Here is a 25,101-nt window from a genome sequence, read left to right on the forward strand (position 1 = left end):
GGCCCACCGCTTTCGCGAGCAAGCCCGCTCCCACAGTTGTGATGTGCGCTATCGGAGTGGGAAAATATTTGACATATTTGATTTGTGATCACATATTGAGGCCATAAGAACGACAACACAGGTTTTGCCTCATGACAGATGGTCCGCTTCTCCTGCCCACCCTGCGCCAGGTGTCCCGCGATACCTTGCAAGACCAGGTCTACCGCCAGATCCGCGAAGCCTTGATGAGTGGCCGTTTCCAACCCGGCCAGAAGCTCACCATCCGCGGCCTTGCCGAAGCCCTCGGTTCCAGTCCCATGCCGGTGCGTGAAGCCCTGCAGCGCCTCAGCGCCGAAAACGCTTTTGAAGTCACCGAGACCTCCCGTCTGCGCGTCCGCTTGATGACGGTCGAACGCCTGCGGGAAATTCGCGATGCCCGGGTCGCCCTCGAAGGGCTGCTGGCGGAAAAAGCCGTGCTGCTCCTGCAAAAGGCCGACCTCGATGAAATCACTGACCTGTGCCAGCAAATGCAGCACGCCGCCGACGAAGTCGACGTGTCCCGCTACCTGTGGACCAACTTTGCCTTTCACCGGCGCATCTACGCGGTGGCCCAGGCCGAGTTGACCATGGCCGCCGTGGAAAACTTCTGGCTGCACATGGGCCCGTGCTTTGCGCTGGTCGCCCCGGATAAAGCTCACCTGCAACGCTCGATGGAGGCGCACACGCGCATCGTCGAAGCCCTGGCTGCCCGCGATGGCGGGGGCGCGCGCGCAGCGGTGACCGATGACATCATGCAGGCCGCCGACTCCCTCGCGCGCCTGCTCGTCAAGAACGACCGTTCGCGGTCGTCTGTTTCAGGAGGTAAACGTGCATGAGTGTCCTACAACGGCTGCAGCCCTATCCTGGGTTACGTGTGTTGATTTCCGGCGGGGCTGCCGGCATTGGTGAAGTGCTGGCGGCGGCGTATCTGGAAGCCGGTGCCCAGGTGCATGTGTGTGATGTGAGCGAGTCGGCCCTGGCGGTGTTTCGCGACAAATACCCAGGCACCGTCGCCACCCGCGCCGATGTCAGCGACGCCGCGCAGATCGAGGCGGTGTTCAAGGTGCAGCGCGAGCATTTCGGTGGCCTCGATGTGTTGGTCAACAACGCCGGGATCGCCGGGCCCACCGGCGGGATCGATGCGATCAGCGACGCCGAGTGGCAAGCCACTATCAACATCAATCTCACCGCGCAATACCGGTTTGCCCACCACGCAGTGCCGATGCTCAAGGAATCGTCCCACGGCCATCTGCTGCATATCGCCTCGGTGGCGGGGCGCTTGGGTTACGCGTGGCGCACGCCCTATGCGGCAACCAAATGGGCGATCGTCGGCTTGATGAAATCCCTGGCTTCGGAGCTGGGCGAGAGCGATATCCGCGTCAACGCCTTGCTGCCCGGCATCGTCGAAGGCCCGCGTATGGACGGCGTGATCCGTGCGCGTGCCGAACAGGTCGGCGTGCCCGAAGCCGAGATGCGCCAGGAATACCTCAACAAGATTTCCCTCAAGCGCATGGTCACCGCCGAAGACGTGGCAGCCATGGCCTTGTTCCTCTGTTCGCCCGCCGCACGCAACGTGACCGGCCAGGCGATCAGCGTCGACGGTAACGTCGAGTACCTGTAAGCCACGCAAGACCACATCGCGCAATACCCAGGATTTTTTTCATAAGAATAAAAGTCGGAGATTCGTCATGTCCAAAAATCGTCCTGTCATCATTACTTGCGCCGTTACCGGTGCGATTCATACGCCGTCGATGTCGCCGCATCTGCCGATCACCGCCCAGGAAATTGCCGACGCCGCCATCGGTGCCGCTGAAGCCGGCGCCGCGATTGTGCACCTGCATGCCCGTGATCCCAACGACGGTCGCCCCAGCCAGGACCCGGCACTGTTCGCCGAATTCCTGCCGCAGATCAAGGCCGCCAGCGACGTGGTAATCAACATCACCACCGGCGGTGCGCCGACCATGGGGGTGGAAGAGCGCCTGCAGCCGGTGATGCAGTTCAAGCCGGAATTGGCCTCGCTGAACATGGGCTCGATGAACTTCGGCCTGTACGAAATGCTCAACCGCTTCACCGACTTCAAGCACGATTGGGAGCGGCCGTACCTGGAAGAGAGTGACGACCGAATCTTCCGCAACACCTTCCGCGACATCACCCACATCCTCAATGCCTGCGCCGAAAACCGCACCCGTTTTGAGATTGAGTGCTACGACATCGGCCACCTCTACACCGCCGCGCATTTTCTGGAGCGCGGCCTGCTCAAGCCACCGCTGTTCATCCAGTCGGTGTTCGGCCTGCGCGGCGGTATCGGCGGGCACCCGGAAGACTTGGCGCACATGCGCCGTACCGCCGACCGTCTGTTTGGCAGCGACTACGTGTGGTCGATCCTCGGCGCCGGGCGTGGGCAGATTCCGCTGGCGACCATGGGCCTGTCCATGGGCAGCAACGCGCGAGTGGGGCTTGAGGATTCGCTGTGGGATGGCCCGGGCAAACTGGCGGCGTCGAATGCCGATCAGGTCCGGCGCATTCGTACGGTGATCGAAGCGCTGGGGCACCGCGTCGCCACGCCGGATGAAGCGCGGGAAATCCTCGGGCTCAAAGGGCGCGACCAGGTCAATTTCTAACCCGACTAACCGCCGCGTCAAGGCGCGGCCTGCATCCCGCACAACAACAATAAGGGGATCACACCATGCGTATCGAAGTGCTTGTCGACGTCAAGACCACCCTGGGCGAAGGCCCGGTGTGGGACGTCGAGCAACAACGCTTGTATTGGATCGACAGCGCCGACGGCCGCATCCTGCGCTGCACCGACGACGGCCGCGAACTGCGCGCCTGGGAGGTGGGCCAGAAAATCGGCTCCATGGCCCTGCGCCAGGACGGTGAGTCGGCCATTGTCGCCCTGCAAAACGGCGTGCACACACTCGACCTCAAGAGCGGTGAACTCAACCTGATCGCTGATCCGGAACCGCATCTGCCAGACAACCGCCTCAACGACGGCAAGGTCGACCGCCAGGGCCGCTTTATCTTCGGCTCCATGGACACCCAGGAAGACAACGCCAGCGCCAAGCTTTACCGCCTGGACGCCGACCTGAGCCTGCACACCCTGGACGAAGGCATCATCGTGTCCAACGGCCCGTGCTGGAGCCCGTCGGGTGACACCTTCTACTTCTGCGACACCTGGTCCGGCGAGATCTGGGCCTACGACTACGACCTCGCCACCGGCAACGTGAGCAACCGCCGCACCTTCGCCAAGGTCGATACCCGCGGCGGGGGCGCCGCCGATGGTTGCACCGTGGATGCCGAAGGCTGCCTATGGCAGGCGTTGGTCTATGCCGGGAAGCTGGTGCGCTATACCCCAGAAGGTTTTGTCGACCGCATCATCCAGATGCCGGTGAAAAAGGTCACCAGCCTGACTTTTGGCGGGCCGAACCTGGACACCCTGTTTGTGACCTCCATGGCCAAGCCGCCGTTGCCGCGTTTTCCGGCAGACGGCCAGCAGCGCGGAGCGCTGTTCGCCATTACCGGGCTGGGCGTGCAAGGAATAGCCGAGCGACGGTTCGCCAGCTAGCGCGTGTGTGTGACAAGGCATATTCCTTCGCAACCTTGTGTCAGTGCGCGCCCTCGCGCGCCTGGAGAGGCCCATGGCAACTATAAAAAAAGCGTCGCTGCGCAGCATTCACCGGCATTCCTGGGTATCGCTGCTGGTCTGCTGGATGATCTGGATCCTTAACGCCTACGACCGTGAGATCGTGTTGCGCCTGGGGCCGACCATCTCCAAGCATTTCGATTTATCCGCCGATCAGTGGGGTACCGTGGCCACGGTGGTCATGCTGGCCCTGGCGCTGCTGGATATCCCCGGTTCGATGTGGAGCGACCGATACGGTGGCGGCTGGAAACGTGCGCGCTTTCAGGTGCCGTTGGTGCTGGGCTACACCGCCATTTCGTTTTTGTCCGGCTTCAAGGCCTTGAGCGGCAACCTCGCCACCTTCATTGCCCTGCGCGTCGGCGTCAACCTCGGCGCCGGCTGGGGCGAACCGGTAGGGGTGAGCAATACCGCCGAATGGTGGCCGGTGGAGCGTCGCGGGTTTGCCTTGGGTGCGCACCACACCGGTTATCCGATCGGCGCGATGCTCAGCGGGATTGTTGCGAGTTTCGTCATCACCGTGTTCGGTGAGGAGAACTGGCGCTATGTGTTCTTCTTCGCCTTCGTGGTGGCGTTGCCGCTGATGATCTTCTGGGCGCGTTATTCCACCGCTGAACGCATCACCGCGTTGTACGTCGACATCGCCGCCAAAGGCATGACCCCACCGGACAACGCCCCGGCCAGTTCGGTAAAGGGTGAAGCCTGGCGGACCTTCGTCGCCACCTTGCGCAACCGCAATATCGCCCTTACGGCCGGTAATACGATGCTTACCCAAGTCGTGTACATGGGCGTCAACATCGTGCTGCCGGCCTACCTGTACAACATCGCCGGGCTGTCCCTGGCCGAGTCGGCGGGGATGAGTGTGGTGTTCACCCTCACCGGCATTCTCGGGCAACTGGTGTGGCCGTCGCTGTCGGACATCATCGGCCGACGCACCACCCTGATCATCTGCGGGCTATGGATGGCGGCGAGTGTGGGCGCGTTCTATTTCGCCAACACCCTGACATTGATCGTGGTCGTGCAACTGCTGTTCGGCCTGGTGGCCAATGCGGTGTGGCCGATCTACTACGCAGTGGCCTGTGACTCCGCCGAACCGTCGGCAACGTCGACCGCCAACGGCATCATCACCACCGCAATGTTCATCGGGGGCGGCCTGGCGCCCGTGCTGATGGGCAGCCTGATCGCCATGGGCGGCGGCTGGACCACGCTGCACGGCTACACCGTGTGTTTCTTTGTGATGGCCGGCTGCGCCCTGGGCGGCGCGCTGCTGCAACTGTTTTCCCATCGCCCCCAGGCCTTGGTTGTGCAACTCGACTCCTAGAACAACATCGATGCGTCCCCCAGCCCGGCTGGCGGGGCGCCAAGAGGAATTGCCGATGACTACCACCCCCTCCGCCCGTACACCGCAGGCGTTGAACAAACTGATGTTCGTCAAGCTGATGCCCTTGCTGATCATTGCCTACATCCTCAGTTTTTTGGACCGCACCAACATCGCCCTGGCCAAGCATCACCTGGACGTCGACCTGGGCATTTCCGCCGCAGCGTATGGCTTGGGCGCGGGGCTGTTTTTCCTGACCTATGCGCTGTCGGAAATCCCCAGCAACCTGATCATGCACAAGGTGGGCGCACGGTTCTGGATCGCGCGGATCATGGTGACCTGGGGCCTGATTTCAGCGGCCATGGCCTTTGTACAAGGCGAGACCTCGTTCTACGTGCTGCGCCTGTTGCTGGGCATTGCAGAGGCCGGCTTGTTTCCGGGTGTCATGCTCTACCTGACCTACTGGTTCAACCGTGAACAACGGGCGCGCGCCACCGGTTATTTCCTGCTCGGCGTGTGCTTCGCCAACATCATCGGCGGCCCGGTGGGCGCGGCCTTGATGCGCATGGACGGGATGCTTGGCTGGCACGGCTGGCAGTGGATGTTCATGCTGGAAGGCTTGCCGGCGGTGGCGTTTGCCTGGGTGGTCTGGCGCAAACTGCCGGACCGCCCGAGCAAGGCGCCGTGGCTGTCGGCCGAGGAAGCACGCGGGATCGAACAGCGCATCGCCCAGGAAACCGAGGAGGGCGCGGGCGAGGGCGGTCACTCGTTGAAAAACTGGCTGACCCCGCAAATCCTGCTGGCGATCTTTGTGTACTTCTGTCACCAGATCACTATCTATACCGTGATCTTTTTCCTGCCGAGCATTATCAGCAAATACGGCGAACTGAGCACCATGAGCGTCGGCCTGCTGACCTCGTTGCCGTGGATCGCGGCGGCACTCGGTGCCTTGCTGATTCCGCGTTTTGCCACCACGCCCGGACGTTGCCGGCGGTTGTTGGTCACGGGGTTATTGACCATGGCGTTGGGCCTGGGCATTGCGTCGGTGTCGGGGCCGGTGTTCAGCCTGCTCGGGTTTTGCCTGTCGGCGGTGATGTTCTTCGTGGTGCAGTCGATCATTTTTCTGTACCCGGCTTCACGCCTCAAAGGCGTTGCGCTGGCGGGCGGACTGGGTTTCGTCAACGCGTGCGGACTGCTCGGTGGGTTTGTCGGGCCCTCGGTGATGGGGGTGATCGAGCAAAGCACCGGCAATGCGATGAATGGCTTGAAAGTGATTGCGCTGGTGTTGGTGGTCGCAGCGCTGGCGGCATTGCGTTTGCGCATGGGACATGAGCCTGAGCGTGGCGCACAGGCCAGCGAAGCGTCCTACACGTAGACGCCGGCTACGGGGCTTTCTACACTGCGGCTTGTCTTGGGAAATGGGCAGGCGCCGATGAATCGCAATGAATTACGCAAGGCCGACATCAACCTGATGGTGGTGTTCGAAGCGCTGATGCTGGAGCGCAACGTGACGCGTGTGGCGGAGAAGCTGTTTCTCGGCCAGCCGACCATCAGTTCGGCCCTCAATCGTTTGCGCACGTTGTTCAACGACCCGCTGTTCATTCGCGTCGGCCACCGCATGGAGCCCACGGCGCGGGCCGAGGAAATCATCCAGCATCTGTCGCCGGCGCTGGATTCGTTGTCCTCGGCCCTGAGCCTGACCCACGACTTCGACCCGTCCATCAGCACCATGACCTTTCGCATCGGCCTGTCCGATGACGTCGAGTTCGGCCTGTTACCGCCGCTGCTGCGCTCGCTGCGCCAGGAAGCGCCGCAAGTCGTGTTCGTGGTGCAACATGTGGACTACTGGCGCATTCCCGACCTGCTGGCCTCCGGTGATATCACCGTGGGCATCACCCAGACCCGTGGCCTTCCGGCGAACGCCAAGCGCAAGCTGCTGCGCCATATCCGCCCGCGCATCTTGCGTGCCGATGCCTCGGAAACACCGCTGACCCTCGATGAATATTGCTCACGCCCCCATGTGCTGGTGTCCCACACCGCCAACGTGGCGGGGTTCGCCGATGAGTGGCTGGCGGAAATCGGCCGCAAGCGTCAGGTGGTGTTGTCGGTGCCGCAATACAGCGCATTGCCGGCTTTGCTCGCCGGCACCGACCTGATCGCCAGCTTGCCGGACTACACCGCCGAGGCCATGGCCGTGTCGGGCCACTTGTTCTGTGAGCCGTTCCCGTTCGAGACGCCGACCCTGGATTTGTCCATGGTCTGGCTCAGCCATGTGGACACCGACCCTGCCGAGCGTTGGGTACGCTCGCGACTGGAAGCGTTCATGAGTGATCGAGGTTTGGCGACCAAGGCCTGACTCCGTGGTATATCTAGGTATCTTCCTACAAAAAACTCGGAGCCCTCCATGCCACACCTGCACCTGGAATACACCGCCAACCTGACCGGCCTTGCCGTCGAGAAAACCCTGTTGCGGCTCAACAATGTGCTGATGGGGTCCGGCCAGTTCGGTTCCGAGTTCGATATCAAAAGCCGTGCAGTCAAGGTCGAGACGTTCCAGGTGGGCACGTCCCTCGACCCACGCGGTTTTATCGCGGTGAAGCTATCGCTGCTCAGCGGGCGGTCGCCGCAGGTCAAGCAGCAGCTGTCGCAAAGCCTGCTGGCGGCATTGCAGGATCTGGGCGATTGGCCGGAAGGTGTGCAGGTTCAACTGAGTGTCCAGTTGGTAGACATGGATCGCGATTCCTACAGCAAAGTCGCCATCGGCTGACCCACCGCACGCTTCAAAGTAAACCCTGATCCGCGCAGACTTTGACCACCTGTTCCCTGAACCAGGTATTGGCACTGTCCTGTTCACTGGTTTCGTTCCACTGCATTTCCAGCGTGAACCCCGGCAAGCCGTTCGGCGCTTCGCAATGGCCGAACACTGTGGCCGGTGCCAACAGTTTTTGCACGCGACGGGGCAGTGTGACGATGAAGTCGGTGCCCGTGATCATTTTCAGCGCCGCGCTGTAGCTGTTGGCGCGGGCGATCACTTGGCGCTTGTGGGCCTGACGCGCGAGCCAGCCGTCGATCATGTTGGTATCGGAGGTCCACGGCGTGGGAAACACGTGGCGTCGTTCAACGAAGGAATGCAGGCTGAAGGCCGGCTCCCGCGGTGCCGAGCGTTTGTCGAATACGCACACCAGGTCGTCTTCCAGCAGCATCTGGGTGCGGAAGTCTTTGTGGGCACGGTGGAAGTTGGGGCCGAAGCAGATCACCAGGTCGAGGCGACCTTCACGCAAGGCGTCGGCGGGGATGTCGGTTTCCAGCTTCTGCACATTGACGATCACCGGCAGGTCGGCGTGATCGAAGTTCTTCAGCAGGCGCGGCAGGATCAATTGCTCGAAATATTCCGGTGCGCACACGTTAAAGGTCACGGCCTTCTGCGTCGGATCGAAGGCCTGGCCACCGGCGTGGCACAGGTTGATGCTTTCGAGGATTTTCTGCACATGGCCGTACATGGTGGTGGCCTTGTACGTCGGCCGCATGCCGGCCCGCGTGTTGATAAACAGCTCGTCTTCAAAACTGGTGCGCAGCTTCTTCAGGCTGTAGCTCACGGTGGACTGGCTGACAAACAGCGTTTCAGACACCTCGGTAACGCTGCTCTGGTCATAGACGGCGATAAACACCATCAAGTCTTGCATATCGAGCTTTCTGAGCAAGTTACTGTTTAGCATCGGTTTCGTCCGTAAACCCGTTGTACCGAACTCAGTACAAGACAGCATAAAAGCTTAACGGAACGAGCGTGCCAATAGAATGCTCTGTAGGACGTTTCTATGTTTGGGGTGAGACAAATATTGTTTGCAACACGACCTCAACGGATATGTCGCGCGTAATGCCTTGGGTTGAAACGCGTGACGATCAACAGCATCAGCACGATCACCGCCGTCAGCGACCACCAGGCCCATTCGAAGCTGCCCAGTTGGTCACGGATGATCCCGGCGATCAGTGGCGACACCCCGGCAATCAGGTAGCCGATGCCCTGCACAAACGCGGTGAGGCCACCGGCGCGGCGCGGGTTGTCCAGATGGTCGAGGGACAGGATCAGGCTCATCGGGAACAAGCCGCCGATGCCCAGGCCGAGCAGGCAAGGCCACAGCAGGCTCAGGTGTTGCGGGCTCAGAATCAGGCCGCAGAAACCGAGGATGATCAGCACCAGCAGCACCGCCACCACGCCGCGTTTATCCTGGCGACGGTTGGCGATGGCGGGGGTGACCAGACCGGACACGACTTCCATGGCCGTCAGGAAACCCAGCAGCAAGCCGGCGTTCTGCTCGCTCCACCCTTGCTCCACGTAGTAGGGCGCCAGCCAGGCGAGTACGCAGGTGTAGGACGCGGTGCCGAGGCCGAAAAACACCGCCAGCAACCACGCGCGCCCGTTACCGAAAAATGATGCTTGAGGCCCGGCGCCGGTTTGGGGCAGTGGCGGCAACGCTGAGCGCTGGGCGTACCAAAACACCAAGGCCAACAGTGCCAGCACGGCCCAAATCGCCAGGCCGATGCGCCAGCTGCCGGTCTGCACCTGCACGAACGGTGCAAACGATGCCGCCAGCGCCGCGCCCCCCATGATTGCGGTGACGTAAAGGCCCATGAACAGCGAGACGTTGTCACTGAACCGCGACTTGATCAGCGCCGGCATCAGCGCCTGGATCATCGCGATCCCCACGCCGGCGGCGACGGCGCTGACAATCAACTCCAGCGCCGAATCCAGGAACAGCCGCGACAACGTCGCCACGCCAATTACCACCAGCGACACCCCGATGCTGCGGTGCTCGCCAAAGCGCTTGGCCAGGCCCATGCCAAAGAACATTGCCAAGCCCATGGCCATCACCGGCAACATGGTGAGTAGGGCTGCGCTGCTGAAACTTAATGGCACGTCGCCGCGAATCGAGGACAACAGGGGGCCGACAGCGGCCATCGACGGGCGTAGGTTAAGGGCGACCAGTACGACGCTGATCATCAGCCAGGCGGCGGTAATGGGTTTTGTTTGAACGGTTTCCATGGGACGGCCTTGAAAGAACAAGGGGGAATCAGGCCATGGGTGGGAGGAGGGGGCAAATGAGAAAGTCGCAGAGGCTATTGAAAAATTGCAGGTGACGGATTCACCGCTGATCAAAAAGCGGGCTTGCTCGCGAAAGCGGTGATTCAGCCAATGCATTCATCGACTGACGCACCGCTTCGCGAACAAGCCCGCTCCCAGAGGGGATCTTCGGTGTTAGTTGGACCTGATCACGTGCTTGATCTCCTGAAACGCTGCCAGGCCCCAGGGCCCCAACTCGCGACCAATGCTGCTCTGCTTGTAGCCGCCCCACGCGGTGTGCGGGAAGATGACTTGCGGCGCATTGATCCACACCAGCCCGGCCTGCAAGGCATTCGCCACACGCTCGGCGGTTTCCATGCTGGCGCTGACCACACTCGCCACCAGGCCGAAATCGCTGTCGTTGGCCAAGGCGATGGCCTCGGCTTCGCAGGTAAAACGTCGTACGCAGAGCACCGGGCCAAAGATCTCTTCGTTCCACAACGCGCTGTCCAGCGGTACGTCGGTGAACACGGTCGGGCGAATGAAAAAACCTTTCGGCAGATCCACCGGGCGGTCGCCGCCGCACAGCAGGCGTGCGCCATCTTCAACGCCGCGCTGGATATGCCCCCGCACACGTTGATAGTGCACGCGGTTGATCAGCGCGCCCATTTCCACGTCATCGGCAAAGGGGTCAGCCACGCGAATGCCTTCGGCCCGCGCCTGCAGACGTCGAAGGAACTCATCCGCCAGGCTGTCGGCTACCAACACACGACTGGTGGCCGAACACATCTGCCCTGCGTTGAAGAAGCCACCGCCGCAGGCCAGCTCCACCGCCAGGTCGAGGTCGGCATCGGCCAACACCAGCAGGGAGGATTTGCCGCCCAGTTCCAGGCTCACACCCTTGATGGTTTCGGCGGCGCGCTGCATCACCTGCACGCCGACGGCGTTGCTGCCCGTGAAGGAAATCTTCGCCACGCGGCGATCCGCCGCCAGCGGCGCGCCGACGTCCAGGCCCGTGCCGCACACCAGGTTGAATACCCCGGTCGGCAAGCCGGCCTCGGCAATGATCCGCGCCAGTTGCAACTCCGCCAACGGCGTGACTTCCGAAGGCTTGAGCACCACGCAGCAGCCGGCCGCCAGCGCCGGGGCGAGTTTCCAGGCAGTGGTCACCATCGGGAAATTCCACGGCACGATCAGCCCCACCACGCCGCATGGCTCACGGCGCAGGCGGGCGCTGAAGTCAGTGCTGGGCAGCTCCACCGGGCGATCCTGGCTGGCATCCATCGCCTCGGCCACGCTGGCGTAGTAGTCGAAGGTGGCGATCACATCGTCCACATCAATCGCGGCTTCAAACAGCGGTTTGCCGTTATTGCTCGACTGCAGGTGCATCAGGTGTTCGCGCTGCTCGCCCACGCCTTGGGCGATCGTGCGTAACAGCGCGGCGCGATCGCGGCCGGTGCTTTTCGACCAGGCGCTGAAGGCGGCGCTGGCGGCCTCGACCGCCTCAGACACCGCGTTCGCGTCGCCAATACTGACATGGGCCAGGACGGCCTCAGTCGCGGGGTTGATCACCTCAAGCGAGGCATGCCCGGCACGCCATGCCCCATTGATATACACACCGTTCAATACCGCGTTCATACCGTCACCGCCTTCATCCACAGCCCCTGGTTGATTTCAATCAACGTCGGCCCTTGGCGATCAGCTGCGGCGCGTAATGCCACGCGTAGCGACTCAACACCTTGAATGCTTTCGGCGGCGCAACCCAGTGCCTTGGCCGCACCGATAAAGTCCGGCGTGTAGATGTCCACGCCGACCGGCTCGATGGCGCGGTTGACCATGTATTTCTTGATCTCTTCATAGCCGTGGTTATTCCACAGCAACACGATCACCGGCGTGCGCGCCTCCACGGCACTGGCCAGTTCCGGCAGGGTGAATTGCAGGCCGCCGTCGCCGATCAGGCACACCACTGGCTGCCCATCGCCACGCCCCAGCCAGGCGCCGATGGCGGCGGGCAGGGCGTAGCCCAAGGTGCCGTAGCCGGTGGACGCGTTGAACCACCGGCGCGGGTGATCGAGGTTCAGGGTCAGGTTGCCGCTGTACACCGGCTGGGTGGAGTCGCCGACCAGTACGGCATTGGGCAGCGTTTCCAGGACGGTGTTGAGGAACAGGGTTTGCGCGCGGGTGGCGGTGTCCCAGGTGGGTGTCAGTTCAGCCCACAAGTGGGCGACACGTTGAGCGCCCCACGCGCTGTTACGCGCAGGCAAGGGTTCGCTGCCCAACTCGGTCAACAGCGCTTGCGCGGCGATTTGCGCATCGGCCACCAGTGCTACTTGCGGCGGGTAGTTGCGCACGGTCTGGTCGGGGTCGATGTCGACGCGCAACAGGGCGCCGGGGATCTCGAAACCACCGGCGAAGGTCACGTCGTAGTCGGTTTCCGCCAGCTCGGTACCGATGGCCAATACCACGTCCGCTTCGGCCACCAACGCGCGGGTGGCCACTAGGGTCTGGGTCGAGCCGATCAGCAGCGGATGGCTGGAGGGCAGCAGGCCTTTGGCGTTGATGGTCAGGGCCACCGGCGCGCCGAGTACCTCGGCCAGTCGGGTCAGTTCCGGGGCGGCGTCGATGGCGCCACCACCGGCCAGGATCAAGGGCTTCTTGGCCGCCGCGAGCAGCTGGCTCATGTGCTTGACCGCTGAAGGCGCCGCACCGGCTCGGGCCACGCTGACCGGTTCACTGCCCAGCAGTGCGTCGGCATTTTCTACCAGCACATCCAGCGGGATTTCGATGTGCACCGGGCGCGGCCGTCCGGCCTGGAACAACGCAAACGCCCGCGCCAACACGCCCGGCAATTGCGCCGCTGACATCAGGGTATGGGAGAACGCCGCCACGCCGGCCATCATCGCGCTCTGGTTCGGCAACTCATGCAACTTGCCGCGTCCGCCACCCAATTGGCTGCGCGACTGCACGCTGGAAATCACCAGCATTGGGATCGAGTCGGCGTAGGCCTGGCCCATGGCGGTGGTGATATTGGTCATGCCGGGGCCGGTGATGATGAAGCACACGCCGGGTTTGCCGCGGGTGCGTGCATAACCGTCGGCCATGAAGCCGGCGCCCTGTTCGTGGCGCGGGGTGACGTGACGGATGCTGGAGCGGGCCAGGCCGCGGTACAGCTCCACGGTGTGCACGCCGGGGATGCCAAACACCTGGTCCACGCCGTAGCCTTCCAGGAGCTTGACCAATACTTCGCCGCAGGTCGCCATACATGTCGCTCTTATTGTTGAGGTAAGGCGTTATTGGACCGGCTGGGCCGTAGCGGCAACAATCGATAAAAAGTCATACTAGCCATGTCCTCACGTCATGGCTCCGTTCCTATGAAACGCCTCCCGCCACTGCCCGCGCTGCACACCTTCTGGGTCACGGCCCAGTGCTGCAACTTCACCCGCGCCGCCGAGCAGTTGCACATCACCCAAGGCGCGGTGAGCCGGCAGATCGCGGGGCTGGAAGGCCATCTGGGCTACGCACTGTTCCAACGCCAGGCGCGGGGCTTGAGGCTGACCGAAGAGGGGCGCGAGTGGTCACTGCGCGCACAGCAGGTGTTTGACCTGCTCGGCGAGGCGGTGGAGCAGATCGGTAGTCGCCGCCAGACCCTGCAACTCAAGGCTTCCACGTGTGTGATGCGCTGGCTACTGCCACGCCTTATGCATTGGCAGAAGGAACGCCCGGACGTGCCGGTGGAACTCACCACGACCGTGGCCTACACGGTGGACTTTCGCCGCGAACAATTCGATGCGGCGGTGATCTATGCGCCCATCGCCGAGCAATCGGCCGAGGCGCGGCATCTGTTCGATGAACAACTCACACCGGTGTGCGCACCGGCACTGCTCAATGGCGTGTGCACACCGGCAGATTTGCAGCAACAGGTCTTGCTGCACCCCACGCGGGATGAACGCGACTGGGCGTTGTGGCTGAAGGCGGCGAATACACGGCTGGGCAATCTGAGCCAGGGGCATCATTTTGAAACGCTGGACCTGGCGATGACGGTGGCGTCCCAGGGTTCCGGTGTGGCGATTGGCGACAGTGCGTTGATTGGCGAGGATGTGAAGGCGGGGCGGTTGGTGATGCCGTTTGAACTGCGGGTGCCGACGGGGATGGGGTATTACCTGGTGTATCCGCCGGGGACGAAGCCTTCCGCCGGGCTTGAAGCCCTGATGGATTGGTTGGTCAGCCAAGCGCAACTCTCGCAACACTGAAGATCAAACGGTGGGAGCCGGCAAACCAGCTCCCACCGTTTTAAACCGCGTTGGGTCAGTAGCCCACGGTGAAACGCTGGCGGGAGTGCTTTGGCGATTCCACTTCGTCGATCAAGGCGATGGCATAGTCGGCAAAGCTGATCCAGCTGCGGCCTTCACTGCTCACCAACAGTTCATCCCGGCCCAGGCGGAAGGTGCCGGTGCGTTCGGTCTCAACGAACTCCGCCGACGGCGACAGGAAGGTCCAATCCAGTTCCTTCTCCTGACGCAGCGCATCGAGAAACGCAGCCCCCGCACTGGCTTCGGCTTTGTACTCAGCCGGGAAACCTTCGCTGTCGATCACCCGACCGCCACCCGGCAGCAACAGTGAACCGGCACCGCCCACCACCAGCAGGCGTTTCACCCCGGCTTTCTTCACCGGCCCGATCACGGCGCTGGCGGGCAGGGTGGCGAAGTGCGCTGCACTGATCACCACATCGCTGCCGCTCACGGCCTGCTGCAGGGCGTGTGCATCCAGCGCATCCACTTGCTTGGCGATCACGCCAGGGCGCTCCGCCAGCGTGTCGGTGTGACGTGCGATCGCCACAACGCTATGCCCGCGGCGCAGGGCTTCTTCCAGCAGTTGGCTACCGGCACGGCCGGTGGCACCAATGATTGCAATCTTGCTCATGACGTTCTCCAGTACGTTAGGGTTTAAACACCCTTCACCACTTCATTTCGCCCTTGGCGACTTTGGCGCTCAGTTCCAGCGAGCTTTCGTCGGCGAGGGTGGGGTAACGCTTTTTCATGGCCGCGATCAGGGCGGCAGAATCCTTGGCCTTGGCGGTCTCGGTGTCGAAGGCTTTGATGTAGTCGGCGGTAAAGGCCACGGAAGCGAGTGTCGGCGTGCCCAGGTAATGGCCTGGCACCACCGTGCGCGGCTTCAGCTGTTCGATGCGTTGCAGGGTGGCGAGCCAATCTTTGTGGGACTGCGCGCTCTGGGTGTCGGCCATCCACAGGTGAATGTTTTCGGCGACAACCACACCACCGACCACGGCCTTGATCGACGGGATCCAGACAAAGCTGCGGTCTGGCTGCGGGCCATCCAGGCCGATCACCTCAAGCTGTTGGCCTTCCAGGCTCAGGCTGGAGCCTTCGAGTGCCTGCGGCACGATGGTTTTGGCGGGCTTGTCGGCGCCCATTTTCGGGCCCCAGAACTCAAGCTTGCCGGCCACGGTGGCTTTGATGTGGTCGACCACCGGTTGCGGGGCCAGCACCTTGGCGTCAGGGAAGGCAGCGGTGAGTGTGTCGAGGCCGAAGTAGTAGTCCGGGTCGCCATGGCTGATGTAGATAGTGGTCAGGTGTTTGCCGCTGGCGCGGATCTTCTGCACCAATTGCTCGGCCTGACCTTTGCCGAATTGGGCGTCCACCAGGATCGCGTCTTTGGCACCGCTGACCAGCACCGAGCTGACCGGGAAGATCGCGGCTTCGCCTGGGTTGTACACGTCCAGGCTCAGCTCGGCCGCTGCCGCATGGGCGGCGAAGGCCAGGGCGGCGGTGGCCAGGGTCAAGCGCTTGAAGGTTGAGAACATCGGGCAGCTCCAGCATCGTTAAAGGATGCACAGAGCTTAGTTGCACAAAACCAGACTAAAAATGCGATGCTGGGACATAGTTTGTTTCTGAAATCGGGCAGATCATGGATCGTCTTCAAGCAATGCGTGTGTTTGTCACTGTGGTGGACCTGGGCAGCCAGTCCGCTGCAGCCGATCATCTGGACCTGTCGCGGCCGGTAGTGTCGCGTTACCTGGCCGAGTTGGAAGACTGGGTCGGTGCACGTTTGCTGCACCGCACCACGCGCAAGCTGAGCCTCACGGCGGCCGGCAGTGAAACCCTGCCACGCTGTCGGCAATTGCTGGAACTGTGCGGCGATATGCAGGCCGCCGTCAGCGAGCCCGACGACGCCCCCCGTGGCCTGCTGCGTCTGAGTGTGAGTACGTCTTTCGGCCAGGCGCAATTGGCTGAGGCCATTGCCGAGTACGTCAAGCGCTACCCGCTGGTGACAGTCGACCTGCAGATGCTCGATCGTACGGTGAACCTGGTGGATGAGCGCATCGACCTGGCCATCCGTACCAGCAATGACCTGGATCCCAACTTGATTGCCCGGCGCCTGACGGCGTGCCGCTCAGTGGTGTGTGCTTCGCCGGCCTACCTGCTTTCGCATCCGGCCCCGCAGAAAGTCGAAGACCTGGCCGCGCACAATTGCCTCACCCATTCCTATTTCGGCAAAAGCCTGTGGCATTTCGAAGAGCGGGGCGAGCATGTCTCGGTGCCGATCAACGGCAATATCACCTCCAACGAGGCCAGCACGCTGTTGCGTGTGACGTTGGCCGGGGCTGGGGTATCGATGTTGCCCACTTACCAGGCGGGCGATTACATCCGTCGTGGCGAACTGGTGCGCTTGTTGCCCGAGGCCGAGCCGCGGCAGATGAACATCTACGCGGTGTACGCCTCGCGCAAGCACATGCCCTCGGCGTTGCGCAGCCTGTTGGATTTCCTGGTGCTGCGGTTCCCGGAGGAACCGGCGTGGGATGTCGGCCTTTAGCTCGACATAACCCTGTTGAATGTCGCCCGATAATGGCAACTCGGCGGGGTTGACCTATGCTTTAGACAGCACCCTGTAGATCCGCAGAGGTCTGTGCCATGAGCATTAAAACCAGGAAGTACCTGATGATTTTCAGCCTGTGCGCCCTTGCCAGCGCACTCTACGGAGCCGCCGCCTACCGCGTGGAGCAGACCCGTATGCAGCCGACCTTTGCGATCAGCTGCCATCAGGATCAATGCGTTCCGCGTACCGGCAGTTTCAGTGCCTTGCGCTAGCAGTGAGGCTATGTAGAGTTTCCACAGATATCGGTTTCCAACCTTAGCTGTGTGGCGCTTCGGCCTTCAGCTGTTCGCGAAACGCCTTGGGCGAGAACCCGACCCGTCGGCGAAACAGCCGAGAGAAGTTGGTCGGATCGGAAAAGCCCAGCACCTCTGACATTTCATTGATGGTCATGCTGGTGTAAGTCAGCAGGCGCTTGGCTTCCAGCAATTGGCGGTCATGCATGATCTGCAGCGCAGGTTGCCCACCCAACTCTCGGCACGTCCCGTTCAAGTGTGAGACCGAGATCCCCAGTTTGTGGGCCAGGTCTTCGATCTTCGGGTGTTCGCGGTAATGCTGCTCGACCAACTGGGTAAAACGCCGGAAGTATTCACGCCCCCTCGGCGCCCGCGGGTGACGACGCTGGATGGCCTGGCGGCTGATCCACACCAGCAACACGCTGACCAACGCGTGCATCATCATGTCCCGTGCCGGTTGTTCATCGGCGTATTCGTCCTGCAAGCGGGCGAACAGGCTATTGAGGTAATCACTGTCTTTGCCTGCCGGGTAGCTGCCGAGTGTCTGCAAACCATCCACCGTTGTGCCCAGCTGTGCTTGCAGGTGGCTGACCAACGGCGCCGACAGTGTCACTACGTAGCCTTCGACGTCTTCGGGAAAGCGGAAGCCGTGTACACACAGTGGCGGCAATACCTGCAAGGTCGCCTCATTCAGCGTGGTGCGCTGACCTTCGATTTCCAACTGTGCCTGGCCTTTGTGCACGTACAGCAATTGGCAAAGATCCGCGTGCCGGTGGGGTTGGATTTCCCACTGGTATTCCCGACTGCGCCGGGAAATGGTTTCGCAGTGCAACAAATCGGGGGTGGGCCATTGCTGGTGTTCCCCGTAAAGCTTGAAGACCGGAATTGCGGTTTTGGTCATGGTTTCAACCCGATACTCGGCAGAGTGGTGCGGTAATCGCCCCGATTGGCAAAAAGCGCAGGCTTTGGCTCAGTTTTCACCTTCTTATGCCGCTCACTCAAGTGAAAAATGTCAGCAACAAGACCAATGACAACTCTTTCACCCGATCCGTTCGGGTGGAAATTGCGGGCCATAAAAATAATGAAAACGCTGAAAACCCAAGTCGCCATTATCGGCGCCGGTCCTTCCGGATTGCTGCTCGGTCAACTGCTCCATGAAGCGGGGATCGAAACCCTTATCCTAGAGCGCCAGAGCGCCGATTACGTGCAAGGCCGCATCCGTGCCGGGGTGCTGGAACAAGGCATGGTCGACCTGCTGCGGCAGGCGGGCGTCAGCCGGCGCATGGACAGCGAAGGCCTGGTGCATGACGGTTTTGAGTTGGCACTGAACGACCAACTGACGCACATCGACCTCAAGGGCTTGACCGGCGGCCAGTCGGTGATGATCTACGGCCAGACCGAAGTCACCCGCGACCTGATGGCCGCCCGTACCGCCGCAGGCGCCACCACCCTGTATGAAGCGCGCAACGTGCAGCCCCACGGCCTCAAAAGTGATCGACCCTGGCTGACCTTCGAACATCAGGGCGAAGCCTTTCGCCTGGAGTGTGACTACATCGCCGGTTGCGACGGTTACCACGGCGTTGCGCGCCAGTCGATCCCGGCTGAATCGCTCAAGGTCTTCGAACGGGTCTATCCCTTCGGTTGGCTGGGCATCCTCGCCGACACCCCACCGGTACACGCTGAATTGGTGTACGCCAAGCACTCGCGCGGTTTTGCGCTGTGCAGCATGCGTTCGCCGACGCGCAGTCGCTATTACCTGCAAGTGCCGGTGGAGGAACCGATTGACGAATGGTCCGACGCACGCTTCTGGGACGAACTGAAAACCCGCCTGCCCAGCCATCTCGCCGAACAGTTGGTGACGGGCCCGTCGATCGAAAAAAGCATCGCGCCGTTGCGCAGTTTTGTTGTGGAGCCGATGCAGTACGGACGCCTGTTCCTGCTCGGCGACGCGGCGCATATCGTGCCGCCCACCGGGGCCAAGGGTTTGAACCTGGCGGCCAGTGATGTGAGTACGCTGTACCGGATTCTGCTCAAGGTCTACGGCGAAGGGCGCGTGGATCTGCTGGAGCGTTATTCCGCCATCTGCCTGCGGCGGGTGTGGAAGGCCGAACGGTTTTCCTGGTGGATGACCTCGATGTTGCATCAGTTTCCCGAGGCCGACGGTTTCACCCAGCGCATCGCCGAGAGTGAGCTTGAGTACTTCATCCACTCCGAGGCAGGTCGCAAAACCATCGCAGAAAATTACGTCGGACTTCCTTACGAAGCTATCGAATAGCCTGCTATCGTATCGAGCATTCCCGTGGGCCGCCTTTTCCCGCGGGCCCTGCTCGAAGGTCTTGCCGTGACGCACCTCAATCAGCCTGCTCCGCCACTGCCCGCTGTGCGCAGCATCCTCGCCTCACTGATGATGGCGATCTTCCTGGGGGCTTTGGACCAGACCATTGTCGCCGTGTCCATGCCTGCTATTTCCGCGCAGTTCCACGACGTCAACCTGCTGGCCTGGGTCATCTCGGGCTACATGGTGGCGATGACCGTGGCGGTGCCGATCTACGGCAAGCTCGGCGACCTGTACGGGCGGCGGCCGATGATGCTGATCGGCATGGGCCTGTTCACCCTGGCCTCGCTGTTCTGCGGCATGGCGCAAAGCATGGAGCAACTGGTGCTGGCGCGGATCCTCCAGGGCATCGGCGCCGGCGGCATGATCTCGGTGAGCCAGGCGATCATCGGCGACATCATCGCGCCCCGTGAGCGTGGCCGCTACCAGGGCTATTTCAGCAGCATGTACGCGGTCGCCAGCGTAGCCGGGCCGGTGCTCGGCGGCTACATGACCGAGTACCTGTCGTGGCGCTGGGTGTTCCTGATCAACCTGCCCTTGGGCGCCGGCGCCTGGTACGTGGCCCATCGCACGCTGGTGGGGCTGCCGGTGCCGCAGCGCAAGCCGATCATCGATTACCTCGGCACTGTTCTGATGATCATCGGCTTGACCGCCTTGCTGTTGGGTATCACCGAAATCGGTCAGGGTCATCATTGGCGTGACGACGAAGTGCTGGGGCTGTTGATGATTGCTCTGGTGGCGTTGACGGTGTTTGTCTGGCACGAGCGCCGGGCGCGGGAGCCGTTGTTGCCGATGCATTTGTTCGCCAACCGCAGTGCGGTGTTGTGCTGGTGTACGATCTTTTTCACCAGCTTCCAGGCGATTTCCCTGACGGTGTTGATGCCGCTGCGTTATCAGACGGTGACCGGCTCCGGCGCGGACAGCGCGGCCCTGCACTTGCTGCCATTGGCCATGGGCCTGCCAATGGGTGCCTATTTTGCCGGGCGCATGACCTCGGTGACCGGGCGCTATAAACCGATGATCCTCAGCGGTGCATTGCTGAGCCCGTTTGCGATCCTCGGCATGGCCCTGAGCGCGCCCCAGGCAGTGGGGCTGACGGCCGTGTTCATGCTGCTGTGTGGGATCGCGGCCGGCATGCAGTTTCCGACTTCGCTGGTCGGCACGCAAAACTCGGTGGAACAGCGCGACATCGGCGTCGCCACCAGCACCACCAACTTGTTCCGTTCCCTGGGCGGGGCAGTCGGGGTGGCGTGCATGTCGGCACTGTTGCTGGCGCTGTTGCAGGATTCCAGTTTTGCTCACCTGGCCAGCGGCGCGCGGGTGGCCGAGGGCAGTTCCGGTAACGTGCTGCTCGACGGCCTCAATGCCGCCCCTGGCCCGGCGCAGGATGCCTTGCGCGGGGAGTTGGCGGTGACGTTCCGGCATTTGTTGATGGTGAGTGCGGCGGTATCCCTGTTGGGGTTGGCGGCGGCGATTGCGATGCCGAATCGGGTGCTGCGCGGCCGTGACGACAAGGCAAAATAACGGACACCCTGAAGATTCAAAGGCGGGCGCTGGTTTGCCTGCGATGGTGGTGGGGCAGTTAGTACCTCTGTAACTGATGAACCGCCATCGCAGGCAAGCCAGCTCTTGCAATGAATAGCATTGCACTCCTTATTACGGACTGTAATACCCGACCGCCACCATGAAATGCCCGGCCTTGCGCATATACGCATGCTTGTTCTCGACCTTGTCGGTGACCGGATTTTTCCAGCGGTATGTGTATTCGCCCTGGTGCTGCTCGGCCATCAACTTGAGGATCGGCTCGCCCACCGGCTTGCCGTCCGGGTCCTTGATCTTGCTGAAGTCGGTGTTGACCAGGCGCAGGTTGGTGCCATGGGCCACATAGCGCTGGGTATCGAGATCCACCACGAACACATAGAGGTCATCCTGCAGGAAACCGCCCTGCAGTGAGTTGATCGCCTTGAGCGTGCCGGTTTCATCCTTGAGCAAGGCCGTCGCGGCCTTGTCGCGCAGGGCCCGGGCCTGTTCCGGCGTGGCCCTTGGCAGGTAATAACCTACCGCGAGGATGCGTTCGCCCACGCGCTGATAGAACACATGCTTGTGTTCAACCTTGCCATCGTTCCAATTCTGCCAGCGATAGTCGGCCTGCTGGATGCCCTGATCTTCCGACACCTTGAGCGCATCCTTGAAGGATTGGCGCAAATCCGGCCCCAGCACTTCGGACACATCACGGCCGATCAAGGCGGAGGAGGGGCCACCGCTGGCCAGCAGCACGCCTTGGGTGTCGACCACGAACACATAGCGGTCGTGGTCGATGAATTCGCCCTGTCGGCTGAAGGCGGCAAACGCTTTGTCGCCATTGCTGTGGTAGTAGGCCAAGGCTTTTTCCAGCAGCGCCTTGGCCGCCTTGGCGTCTTCATCCTGAGTCGTTGTGGCGTGCACCTGGCTGAAACACAACAGCAGCAGCCAGGTGAGTCGGAACAATACCTTCATTACCCGTCCCTCGTTCTTGTTGATGTGACAAGAGCGTAGACGGTCGCGGGCGACTCAGAAGGGTTTGGTCGGCAGGTACTTGCCGTCCAGGGTGATTACCGCGCGGGAGCCGCCGTCCGGGTCCTCGACCTTCTTGATGTCCAGCTTGAAGTTGATTGCACTGATGATGCCGTCGCCAAATTGCTCATGCACCAGTGCCTTGAGGGTGGAGCCGTAGACCTGGAGCATTTCGTAGAAGCGGTACATCGTCGGGTCCGTTGGCACGCCGCCGGGAAAGCTGCCGCGCAGGGGCACGCTTTGCAGCAGTCGGCTGGCATCCTGGTCCAGGCCGAGCTTGTCGCAGACCACGTCTGCAGCCTCCTTGGGCAGCGGGTGCTGGCCGAGCAGGGCGGCGGTGACGAACGCCAGGCTCAGCCCGGTGCCGTCGGTGAGGTCCTGCCAGGACAGGTTCTTGCGTGCCTTGAGGTCGATAACGGTATCGGCCAGGGCCAGGCGTGGGGTTTGTGAGAAGTTGGATTGCAACATGGTGAGGTCCTCTGGGTTGGAAAAGGGGGATCAGGCAGCGTGAGTGGGCTGGCCGAGCAGCGAAACGAAGTGCCCGCTGCGGCTGTCCAGGGCGTCGATGGCGCCGGTTTCGATGTCGTACACCCAGCCGTGCAACCTCAGCCGGCCTTGTTCCAGGCCCAGGGCGACGCAAGGGTGGGTTTTGAGATTGGCCAATTGGGCGATCACGTTTTCACGCACCAGTGAATCCAGGCGGGCGGCGTCCGATGCGTGCTGGCGGGCGGCGTTGATCACCTTGGCCGACTCGGCGTGGCGCAGCCAATTGGCCACGGCGGGCAGATGGTCCAGGCATTTGCAGGTGGAGATGGCAGTCATCGCGCCGCAGTCGGAATGGCCGCAGATCACAATGTCACTGACCCCCAGTACCGCCACCGCGTATTCGACGGTGGCCGATACGCCGCCTGGCTCCGGGCCGTAGGACGGCACGATATTGCCCGCATTGCGGATCACGAACAGGTCGCCCGGTTCCTGCTGGGTCAGCAGCTCGGGGACGACGCGGCTGTCAGAGCAGGACACAAACAGCGTGCCGGGGGTTTGGGTGGTGGCCAGGTGCTTGAACAAGTCGCTGCGTTGGCCAAAGGCTTCGGCCTGGAATTTACGGAAGCCGTCGATGAGATGTTGCATGGGAGGTTCTCCTTGCGTCGCTGATGGGGGCAAGGATGGAAGTTTTAAGTTATAGCGTCCAAGACCGGTTTATGATGGTTGCTATTGGTCATGCCTATAGTTGGGGGCTTCGATGCTGCTGCGCCATATCCGTTACCTGCTGGCGGTGGCCGAACACCGCAACTTCACCCGCGCCGCCGAGGCGCTGCATGTGTCACAGCCGACCTTGTCGCAGCAGATCAAGCAGTTGGAAGACACCCTGGGTGCACCGCTGCTGGACCGCTCCGGGCGCAGTGTCCGCCTGACCGATGCCGGCGAGACCTATGTCCGTTTTGCGCGACTGGCCTTGCAGGACCTGCAGGCCGGCACCCGTGCCATGCATGACGTGCAGGACTTGAGCCGGGGCAACCTGCGCCTGGCAATGACGCCGACGTTTACCGCCTACCTGGTCGGGCCGTTGCTGGCCCAGTTCAACCAGCGGCATCCGGGGATTACGGTCAGCATCGAGGAGTTGACCCAGGACCGCATGGAAACCGCCCTGGCGGAAGACGCGCTGGATATCGGCATTGGTTTTACCGGCGAGCATCTGCCGGACATCGAGTGCGAAGGGCTGTTTGTGGAAACGCTGAGTGGGGTGGTCGGCGCAAACCATCCGGGGTTGGACAGCCGGCAGTGGCTGACGCAACCACTGGTGTTGTTGAACCAGGGCTTTGCGACCCGGCGCTACATCGATGACTACTGTCGTACCCAAGGGATAAACCCTGTGATTGCAATGGAGGCCAACTCCATCAGCGCGATCATCGAAATCGTGCGCAGCACGGCGCTGGCGACCCTCCTGCCCAGCGCAATCGCCCAGGCCCAGCCAGGGTTAAACGCGGTGGCAATCAGCCCGGCGTTGCCCCAACGCACCGTGGCACTGCTGAGCCGCAAGGGCGCCTATCGCAGTGCCGCGTGCCGTGCGTTTGTGGCATTGATCAAGGCGTGGCCAGCCACTGGCTGACGATAGCGTCATAGGCTCCCGTGGCCTGGCTCAGGTGCAGCCATTGGTCGACGTAGTTTTTCCAGGCCACATCATCACGCGGCAACAAGAAGGCTTTTTCGCTGTACTGCATCTGCCGCTCGGGGTTGACCGCACACAGCCCTGGCTTGAGCTTTTGCTGGTAACGCGCCTCGCTGGCGTCGGTGATCATCACATCGGCCTTGCCCGCCAGCAGTTCGTCGAAGATGGTCACGTTGTCATGCAGGCGGATCTGCGCCTGGCCCAAGTGGGCGCGGGCGAACACTTCATTGGTGCCGCCGGCCGGTTCGATCACGCGTACCTGGGGCTGGTTGATCTGGTCGACGGTCTGGTAACGCTGCACGTCGGCACAGCGGACCAACGGGATCTTGCCGTCGACGCCCAGGGATTGGCTGAAGAAGGCTTTTTTCTGGCGCTCCAGCGACACCGAAATCCCGCCCACGGCAATGTCACAGCGCTGGGCCAGAAAGTCCGGCATCAGGGTTTTCCAGGTGGTGGGCACCCATTGGATTTTTGCGTTGAGGCTCTTGGCCAGGGACTCGGCCATGGTGATGTCGATGCCTTCATAGCTGCCATCGGCGCGCAGCGAGGTGTAGGGCTTGTAGTCGCCGGTGGTACACACGGTCAGCGTGCCGCGCTGCAACACCTGGTCAAGGTGCGAAGGCGTGGTGTCCGCCAGGGCGCTGGTTGCCAAACTTGCCAGTACACAGAGGGCGAAAGGCGCTTTCATGCGGTCGAGTCCTTGGGGCTTGGGCGGGGGGCTCATTATTTCCAGCGTTGGGCGACGTGGCAAGGTGTGGCGAATGTTTAGCCAAGTTGCAACCAAACTCCGTCAACCCTGAATTTAATCACCTGTGCAGGCGTGTGACGCTGGCGGTTATCTCTAGCACTGTGATTCCCGCATGGACGGCTCCTCCGACACA

The 25,101-nt window shown here is 62.1% G+C and carries 25 protein-coding genes; 14 read left to right on the forward strand and 11 right to left on the reverse strand.

All coding sequences use genetic code 11. The features are described from left to right. The first annotated feature begins 131 nt into the window (after positions 1-131). From AC4PS7_RS04085 to AC4PS7_RS04120, 8 genes are all read left to right on the forward strand, one after another. Positions 132-854 (forward strand): GntR family transcriptional regulator, encoded by a 723-nt coding sequence (locus AC4PS7_RS04085; protein ID WP_010212177.1) that lies wholly within the window; start codon positions 132-134, stop codon positions 852-854. Further along, positions 851-1,639 (forward strand): SDR family oxidoreductase, encoded by a 789-nt coding sequence (locus AC4PS7_RS04090; protein WP_010212176.1) that lies wholly within the window; start codon positions 851-853, stop codon positions 1,637-1,639. The genes AC4PS7_RS04085 and AC4PS7_RS04090 overlap by 4 nt, the downstream gene beginning before the upstream one ends. Before the next feature lie 67 nt (positions 1,640-1,706). Next, positions 1,707-2,639, forward strand: a complete 933-nt coding sequence (gene kce / locus AC4PS7_RS04095) for a 3,5-dioxohexanoate:acetyl-CoA acetone transferase (RefSeq protein WP_010212174.1) — start codon at positions 1,707-1,709, stop codon at positions 2,637-2,639. 65 nt (positions 2,640-2,704) lie between these two features. Further along, a complete protein-coding gene (locus AC4PS7_RS04100; RefSeq protein ID WP_042570717.1) occupies positions 2,705-3,583 on the forward strand; it encodes an SMP-30/gluconolactonase/LRE family protein in 879 nt (292 codons plus the stop codon). Positions 3,584-3,656: 73 nt separating this feature from the next. After that, positions 3,657-4,979, forward strand: a complete 1,323-nt coding sequence (locus AC4PS7_RS04105; RefSeq protein WP_021491022.1) for an MFS transporter — start codon at positions 3,657-3,659, stop codon at positions 4,977-4,979. A 55-nt stretch (positions 4,980-5,034) separates the two neighbouring features. After that, a complete protein-coding gene (locus AC4PS7_RS04110; RefSeq protein ID WP_010212170.1) occupies positions 5,035-6,351 on the forward strand; it encodes an MFS transporter in 1,317 nt (438 codons plus the stop codon). 57 nt (positions 6,352-6,408) lie between these two features. Further along, on the forward strand, positions 6,409-7,332 hold the full coding sequence (locus tag AC4PS7_RS04115; protein ID WP_010212169.1) for a LysR substrate-binding domain-containing protein: 924 nt from the start codon (positions 6,409-6,411) through the stop codon (positions 7,330-7,332). Positions 7,333-7,380: 48 nt separating this feature from the next. Then, on the forward strand, positions 7,381-7,743 hold the full coding sequence (locus AC4PS7_RS04120) for a 5-carboxymethyl-2-hydroxymuconate Delta-isomerase (RefSeq protein WP_010212167.1): 363 nt from the start codon (positions 7,381-7,383) through the stop codon (positions 7,741-7,743). Positions 7,744-7,756: 13 nt separating this feature from the next. Here the strand turns inward: AC4PS7_RS04120 and AC4PS7_RS04125 are convergent, their stop codons facing one another. From AC4PS7_RS04125 to AC4PS7_RS04140, 4 genes are all read right to left on the reverse strand, one after another. Continuing rightward, positions 7,757-8,692 (reverse strand): LysR family transcriptional regulator, encoded by a 936-nt coding sequence (locus tag AC4PS7_RS04125; protein ID WP_021491021.1) that lies wholly within the window; start codon positions 8,690-8,692, stop codon positions 7,757-7,759. A gap of 137 nt (positions 8,693-8,829) precedes the next feature. Continuing rightward, positions 8,830-10,017: a cyanate transporter gene (locus AC4PS7_RS04130; RefSeq protein WP_042570718.1), complete on the reverse strand. Its 1,188-nt coding sequence runs from the start codon at positions 10,015-10,017 to the stop codon at positions 8,830-8,832. A 213-nt stretch (positions 10,018-10,230) separates the two neighbouring features. Further along, positions 10,231-11,673 carry an aldehyde dehydrogenase family protein gene (locus AC4PS7_RS04135; RefSeq protein WP_492179103.1) on the reverse strand — a complete coding sequence of 481 codons (1,443 nt, stop codon included), beginning with the start codon at positions 11,671-11,673 and terminating at the stop codon, positions 10,231-10,233. Further along, the gene (locus AC4PS7_RS04140; protein ID WP_021491018.1) at positions 11,670-13,295 is read right to left on the reverse strand and encodes a 5-guanidino-2-oxopentanoate decarboxylase; all 1,626 of its coding nucleotides are present in this window, start codon (positions 13,293-13,295) and stop codon (positions 11,670-11,672) included. The genes AC4PS7_RS04135 and AC4PS7_RS04140 overlap by 4 nt, the downstream gene beginning before the upstream one ends. Before the next feature lie 111 nt (positions 13,296-13,406). On the opposite strand from AC4PS7_RS04140, the gene AC4PS7_RS04145 reads away from it, so the two are divergent. Continuing rightward, complete coding sequence (locus AC4PS7_RS04145; RefSeq protein WP_042570720.1) at positions 13,407-14,285, forward strand: LysR substrate-binding domain-containing protein; 879 nt, start codon at positions 13,407-13,409, stop codon at positions 14,283-14,285. 55 nt (positions 14,286-14,340) lie between these two features. On the opposite strand, the gene AC4PS7_RS04150 is transcribed toward AC4PS7_RS04145, so the two are convergent. Next, complete coding sequence (locus AC4PS7_RS04150; RefSeq protein ID WP_106118974.1) at positions 14,341-14,955, reverse strand: NAD(P)-dependent oxidoreductase; 615 nt, start codon at positions 14,953-14,955, stop codon at positions 14,341-14,343. 34 nt (positions 14,956-14,989) lie between these two features. Beyond that, positions 14,990-15,856: an MBL fold metallo-hydrolase gene (locus AC4PS7_RS04155; RefSeq protein WP_305375545.1), complete on the reverse strand. Its 867-nt coding sequence runs from the start codon at positions 15,854-15,856 to the stop codon at positions 14,990-14,992. Between the two features lie 104 nt (positions 15,857-15,960). On the opposite strand from AC4PS7_RS04155, the gene AC4PS7_RS04160 reads away from it, so the two are divergent. Both AC4PS7_RS04160 and AC4PS7_RS04165 read left to right on the forward strand, forming a co-directional pair. Continuing rightward, positions 15,961-16,866 carry a LysR family transcriptional regulator gene (locus AC4PS7_RS04160; protein ID WP_305375546.1) on the forward strand — a complete coding sequence of 302 codons (906 nt, stop codon included), beginning with the start codon at positions 15,961-15,963 and terminating at the stop codon, positions 16,864-16,866. 98 nt (positions 16,867-16,964) lie between these two features. Then, the gene (locus tag AC4PS7_RS04165; RefSeq protein WP_021491014.1) at positions 16,965-17,141 is read left to right on the forward strand and encodes a hypothetical protein; all 177 of its coding nucleotides are present in this window, start codon (positions 16,965-16,967) and stop codon (positions 17,139-17,141) included. A 43-nt stretch (positions 17,142-17,184) separates the two neighbouring features. Here the strand turns inward: AC4PS7_RS04165 and AC4PS7_RS04170 are convergent, their stop codons facing one another. After that, positions 17,185-18,063: a helix-turn-helix domain-containing protein gene (locus AC4PS7_RS04170; protein ID WP_010212151.1), complete on the reverse strand. Its 879-nt coding sequence runs from the start codon at positions 18,061-18,063 to the stop codon at positions 17,185-17,187. A gap of 189 nt (positions 18,064-18,252) precedes the next feature. On the opposite strand from AC4PS7_RS04170, the gene pobA reads away from it, so the two are divergent. Together pobA and AC4PS7_RS04180 are read left to right on the forward strand one after the other, a co-directional pair. Beyond that, on the forward strand, positions 18,253-19,437 hold the full coding sequence (pobA, locus tag AC4PS7_RS04175; protein WP_175439680.1) for a 4-hydroxybenzoate 3-monooxygenase: 1,185 nt from the start codon (positions 18,253-18,255) through the stop codon (positions 19,435-19,437). Between the two features lie 66 nt (positions 19,438-19,503). After that, a complete protein-coding gene (locus tag AC4PS7_RS04180; RefSeq protein WP_044288111.1) occupies positions 19,504-21,021 on the forward strand; it encodes an MDR family MFS transporter in 1,518 nt (505 codons plus the stop codon). A 132-nt stretch (positions 21,022-21,153) separates the two neighbouring features. Here AC4PS7_RS04180 and AC4PS7_RS04185 read toward each other — a convergent pair whose 3' ends face one another. The 3 genes from AC4PS7_RS04185 to AC4PS7_RS04195 are packed head-to-tail and all read right to left on the reverse strand — an operon-like array spanning position 21,154 to position 23,181. Continuing rightward, the gene (locus AC4PS7_RS04185) at positions 21,154-21,993 is read right to left on the reverse strand and encodes a cache domain-containing protein (RefSeq protein WP_010212147.1); all 840 of its coding nucleotides are present in this window, start codon (positions 21,991-21,993) and stop codon (positions 21,154-21,156) included. A gap of 54 nt (positions 21,994-22,047) precedes the next feature. Continuing rightward, positions 22,048-22,518, reverse strand: a complete 471-nt coding sequence (gene cynS, locus AC4PS7_RS04190) for a cyanase (protein WP_010212145.1) — start codon at positions 22,516-22,518, stop codon at positions 22,048-22,050. A gap of 30 nt (positions 22,519-22,548) precedes the next feature. After that, positions 22,549-23,181, reverse strand: a complete 633-nt coding sequence (locus AC4PS7_RS04195) for a carbonic anhydrase (protein WP_010212144.1) — start codon at positions 23,179-23,181, stop codon at positions 22,549-22,551. A gap of 112 nt (positions 23,182-23,293) precedes the next feature. Between AC4PS7_RS04195 and cynR the strand changes: the two genes are divergently transcribed. Next, the gene (gene cynR / locus AC4PS7_RS04200; protein WP_010212142.1) at positions 23,294-24,160 is read left to right on the forward strand and encodes a transcriptional regulator CynR; all 867 of its coding nucleotides are present in this window, start codon (positions 23,294-23,296) and stop codon (positions 24,158-24,160) included. On the opposite strand, the gene AC4PS7_RS04205 is transcribed toward cynR, so the two are convergent. Then, positions 24,135-24,908: a transporter substrate-binding domain-containing protein gene (locus AC4PS7_RS04205; protein WP_010212140.1), complete on the reverse strand. Its 774-nt coding sequence runs from the start codon at positions 24,906-24,908 to the stop codon at positions 24,135-24,137. The two genes, cynR and AC4PS7_RS04205, sit on opposite strands and share 26 nt — an antisense overlap. Between the last annotated feature and the right edge of the window lie 193 nt (positions 24,909-25,101).

The organism is Pseudomonas sp. DW-iso3 (genome assembly GCF_058725305.1).

What these genes read in the sequence shown, in the direction of transcription:
- AC4PS7_RS04085 (WP_010212177.1), top strand. Translation starts at nt 132, where the DNA reads ATGACAGATGGTCCGCTTCTCCTGCCCACCCTGCGCCAGGTGTCCCGC.
- AC4PS7_RS04090 (WP_010212176.1), top strand. Translation starts at nt 851, where the DNA reads ATGAGTGTCCTACAACGGCTGCAGCCCTATCCTGGGTTACGTGTGTTG.
- kce (WP_010212174.1), top strand. Translation starts at nt 1,707, where the DNA reads ATGTCCAAAAATCGTCCTGTCATCATTACTTGCGCCGTTACCGGTGCG.
- AC4PS7_RS04100 (WP_042570717.1), top strand. Translation starts at nt 2,705, where the DNA reads ATGCGTATCGAAGTGCTTGTCGACGTCAAGACCACCCTGGGCGAAGGC.
- AC4PS7_RS04105 (WP_021491022.1), top strand. Translation starts at nt 3,657, where the DNA reads ATGGCAACTATAAAAAAAGCGTCGCTGCGCAGCATTCACCGGCATTCC.
- AC4PS7_RS04110 (WP_010212170.1), top strand. Translation starts at nt 5,035, where the DNA reads ATGACTACCACCCCCTCCGCCCGTACACCGCAGGCGTTGAACAAACTG.
- AC4PS7_RS04115 (WP_010212169.1), top strand. Translation starts at nt 6,409, where the DNA reads ATGAATCGCAATGAATTACGCAAGGCCGACATCAACCTGATGGTGGTG.
- AC4PS7_RS04120 (WP_010212167.1), top strand. Translation starts at nt 7,381, where the DNA reads ATGCCACACCTGCACCTGGAATACACCGCCAACCTGACCGGCCTTGCC.
- AC4PS7_RS04125 (WP_021491021.1), bottom strand. Translation starts at nt 8,692, where the DNA reads ATGCTAAACAGTAACTTGCTCAGAAAGCTCGATATGCAAGACTTGATG.
- AC4PS7_RS04130 (WP_042570718.1), bottom strand. Translation starts at nt 10,017, where the DNA reads ATGGAAACCGTTCAAACAAAACCCATTACCGCCGCCTGGCTGATGATC.
- AC4PS7_RS04135 (WP_492179103.1), bottom strand. Translation starts at nt 11,673, where the DNA reads ATGAACGCGGTATTGAACGGTGTGTATATCAATGGGGCATGGCGTGCC.
- AC4PS7_RS04140 (WP_021491018.1), bottom strand. Translation starts at nt 13,295, where the DNA reads ATGGCGACCTGCGGCGAAGTATTGGTCAAGCTCCTGGAAGGCTACGGC.
- AC4PS7_RS04145 (WP_042570720.1), top strand. Translation starts at nt 13,407, where the DNA reads ATGAAACGCCTCCCGCCACTGCCCGCGCTGCACACCTTCTGGGTCACG.
- AC4PS7_RS04150 (WP_106118974.1), bottom strand. Translation starts at nt 14,955, where the DNA reads ATGAGCAAGATTGCAATCATTGGTGCCACCGGCCGTGCCGGTAGCCAA.
- AC4PS7_RS04155 (WP_305375545.1), bottom strand. Translation starts at nt 15,856, where the DNA reads ATGTTCTCAACCTTCAAGCGCTTGACCCTGGCCACCGCCGCCCTGGCC.
- AC4PS7_RS04160 (WP_305375546.1), top strand. Translation starts at nt 15,961, where the DNA reads ATGGATCGTCTTCAAGCAATGCGTGTGTTTGTCACTGTGGTGGACCTG.
- AC4PS7_RS04165 (WP_021491014.1), top strand. Translation starts at nt 16,965, where the DNA reads ATGAGCATTAAAACCAGGAAGTACCTGATGATTTTCAGCCTGTGCGCC.
- AC4PS7_RS04170 (WP_010212151.1), bottom strand. Translation starts at nt 18,063, where the DNA reads ATGACCAAAACCGCAATTCCGGTCTTCAAGCTTTACGGGGAACACCAG.
- AC4PS7_RS04185 (WP_010212147.1), bottom strand. Translation starts at nt 21,993, where the DNA reads ATGAAGGTATTGTTCCGACTCACCTGGCTGCTGCTGTTGTGTTTCAGC.
- cynS (WP_010212145.1), bottom strand. Translation starts at nt 22,518, where the DNA reads ATGTTGCAATCCAACTTCTCACAAACCCCACGCCTGGCCCTGGCCGAT.
- AC4PS7_RS04195 (WP_010212144.1), bottom strand. Translation starts at nt 23,181, where the DNA reads ATGCAACATCTCATCGACGGCTTCCGTAAATTCCAGGCCGAAGCCTTT.
- cynR (WP_010212142.1), top strand. Translation starts at nt 23,294, where the DNA reads ATGCTGCTGCGCCATATCCGTTACCTGCTGGCGGTGGCCGAACACCGC.
- AC4PS7_RS04205 (WP_010212140.1), bottom strand. Translation starts at nt 24,908, where the DNA reads ATGAAAGCGCCTTTCGCCCTCTGTGTACTGGCAAGTTTGGCAACCAGC.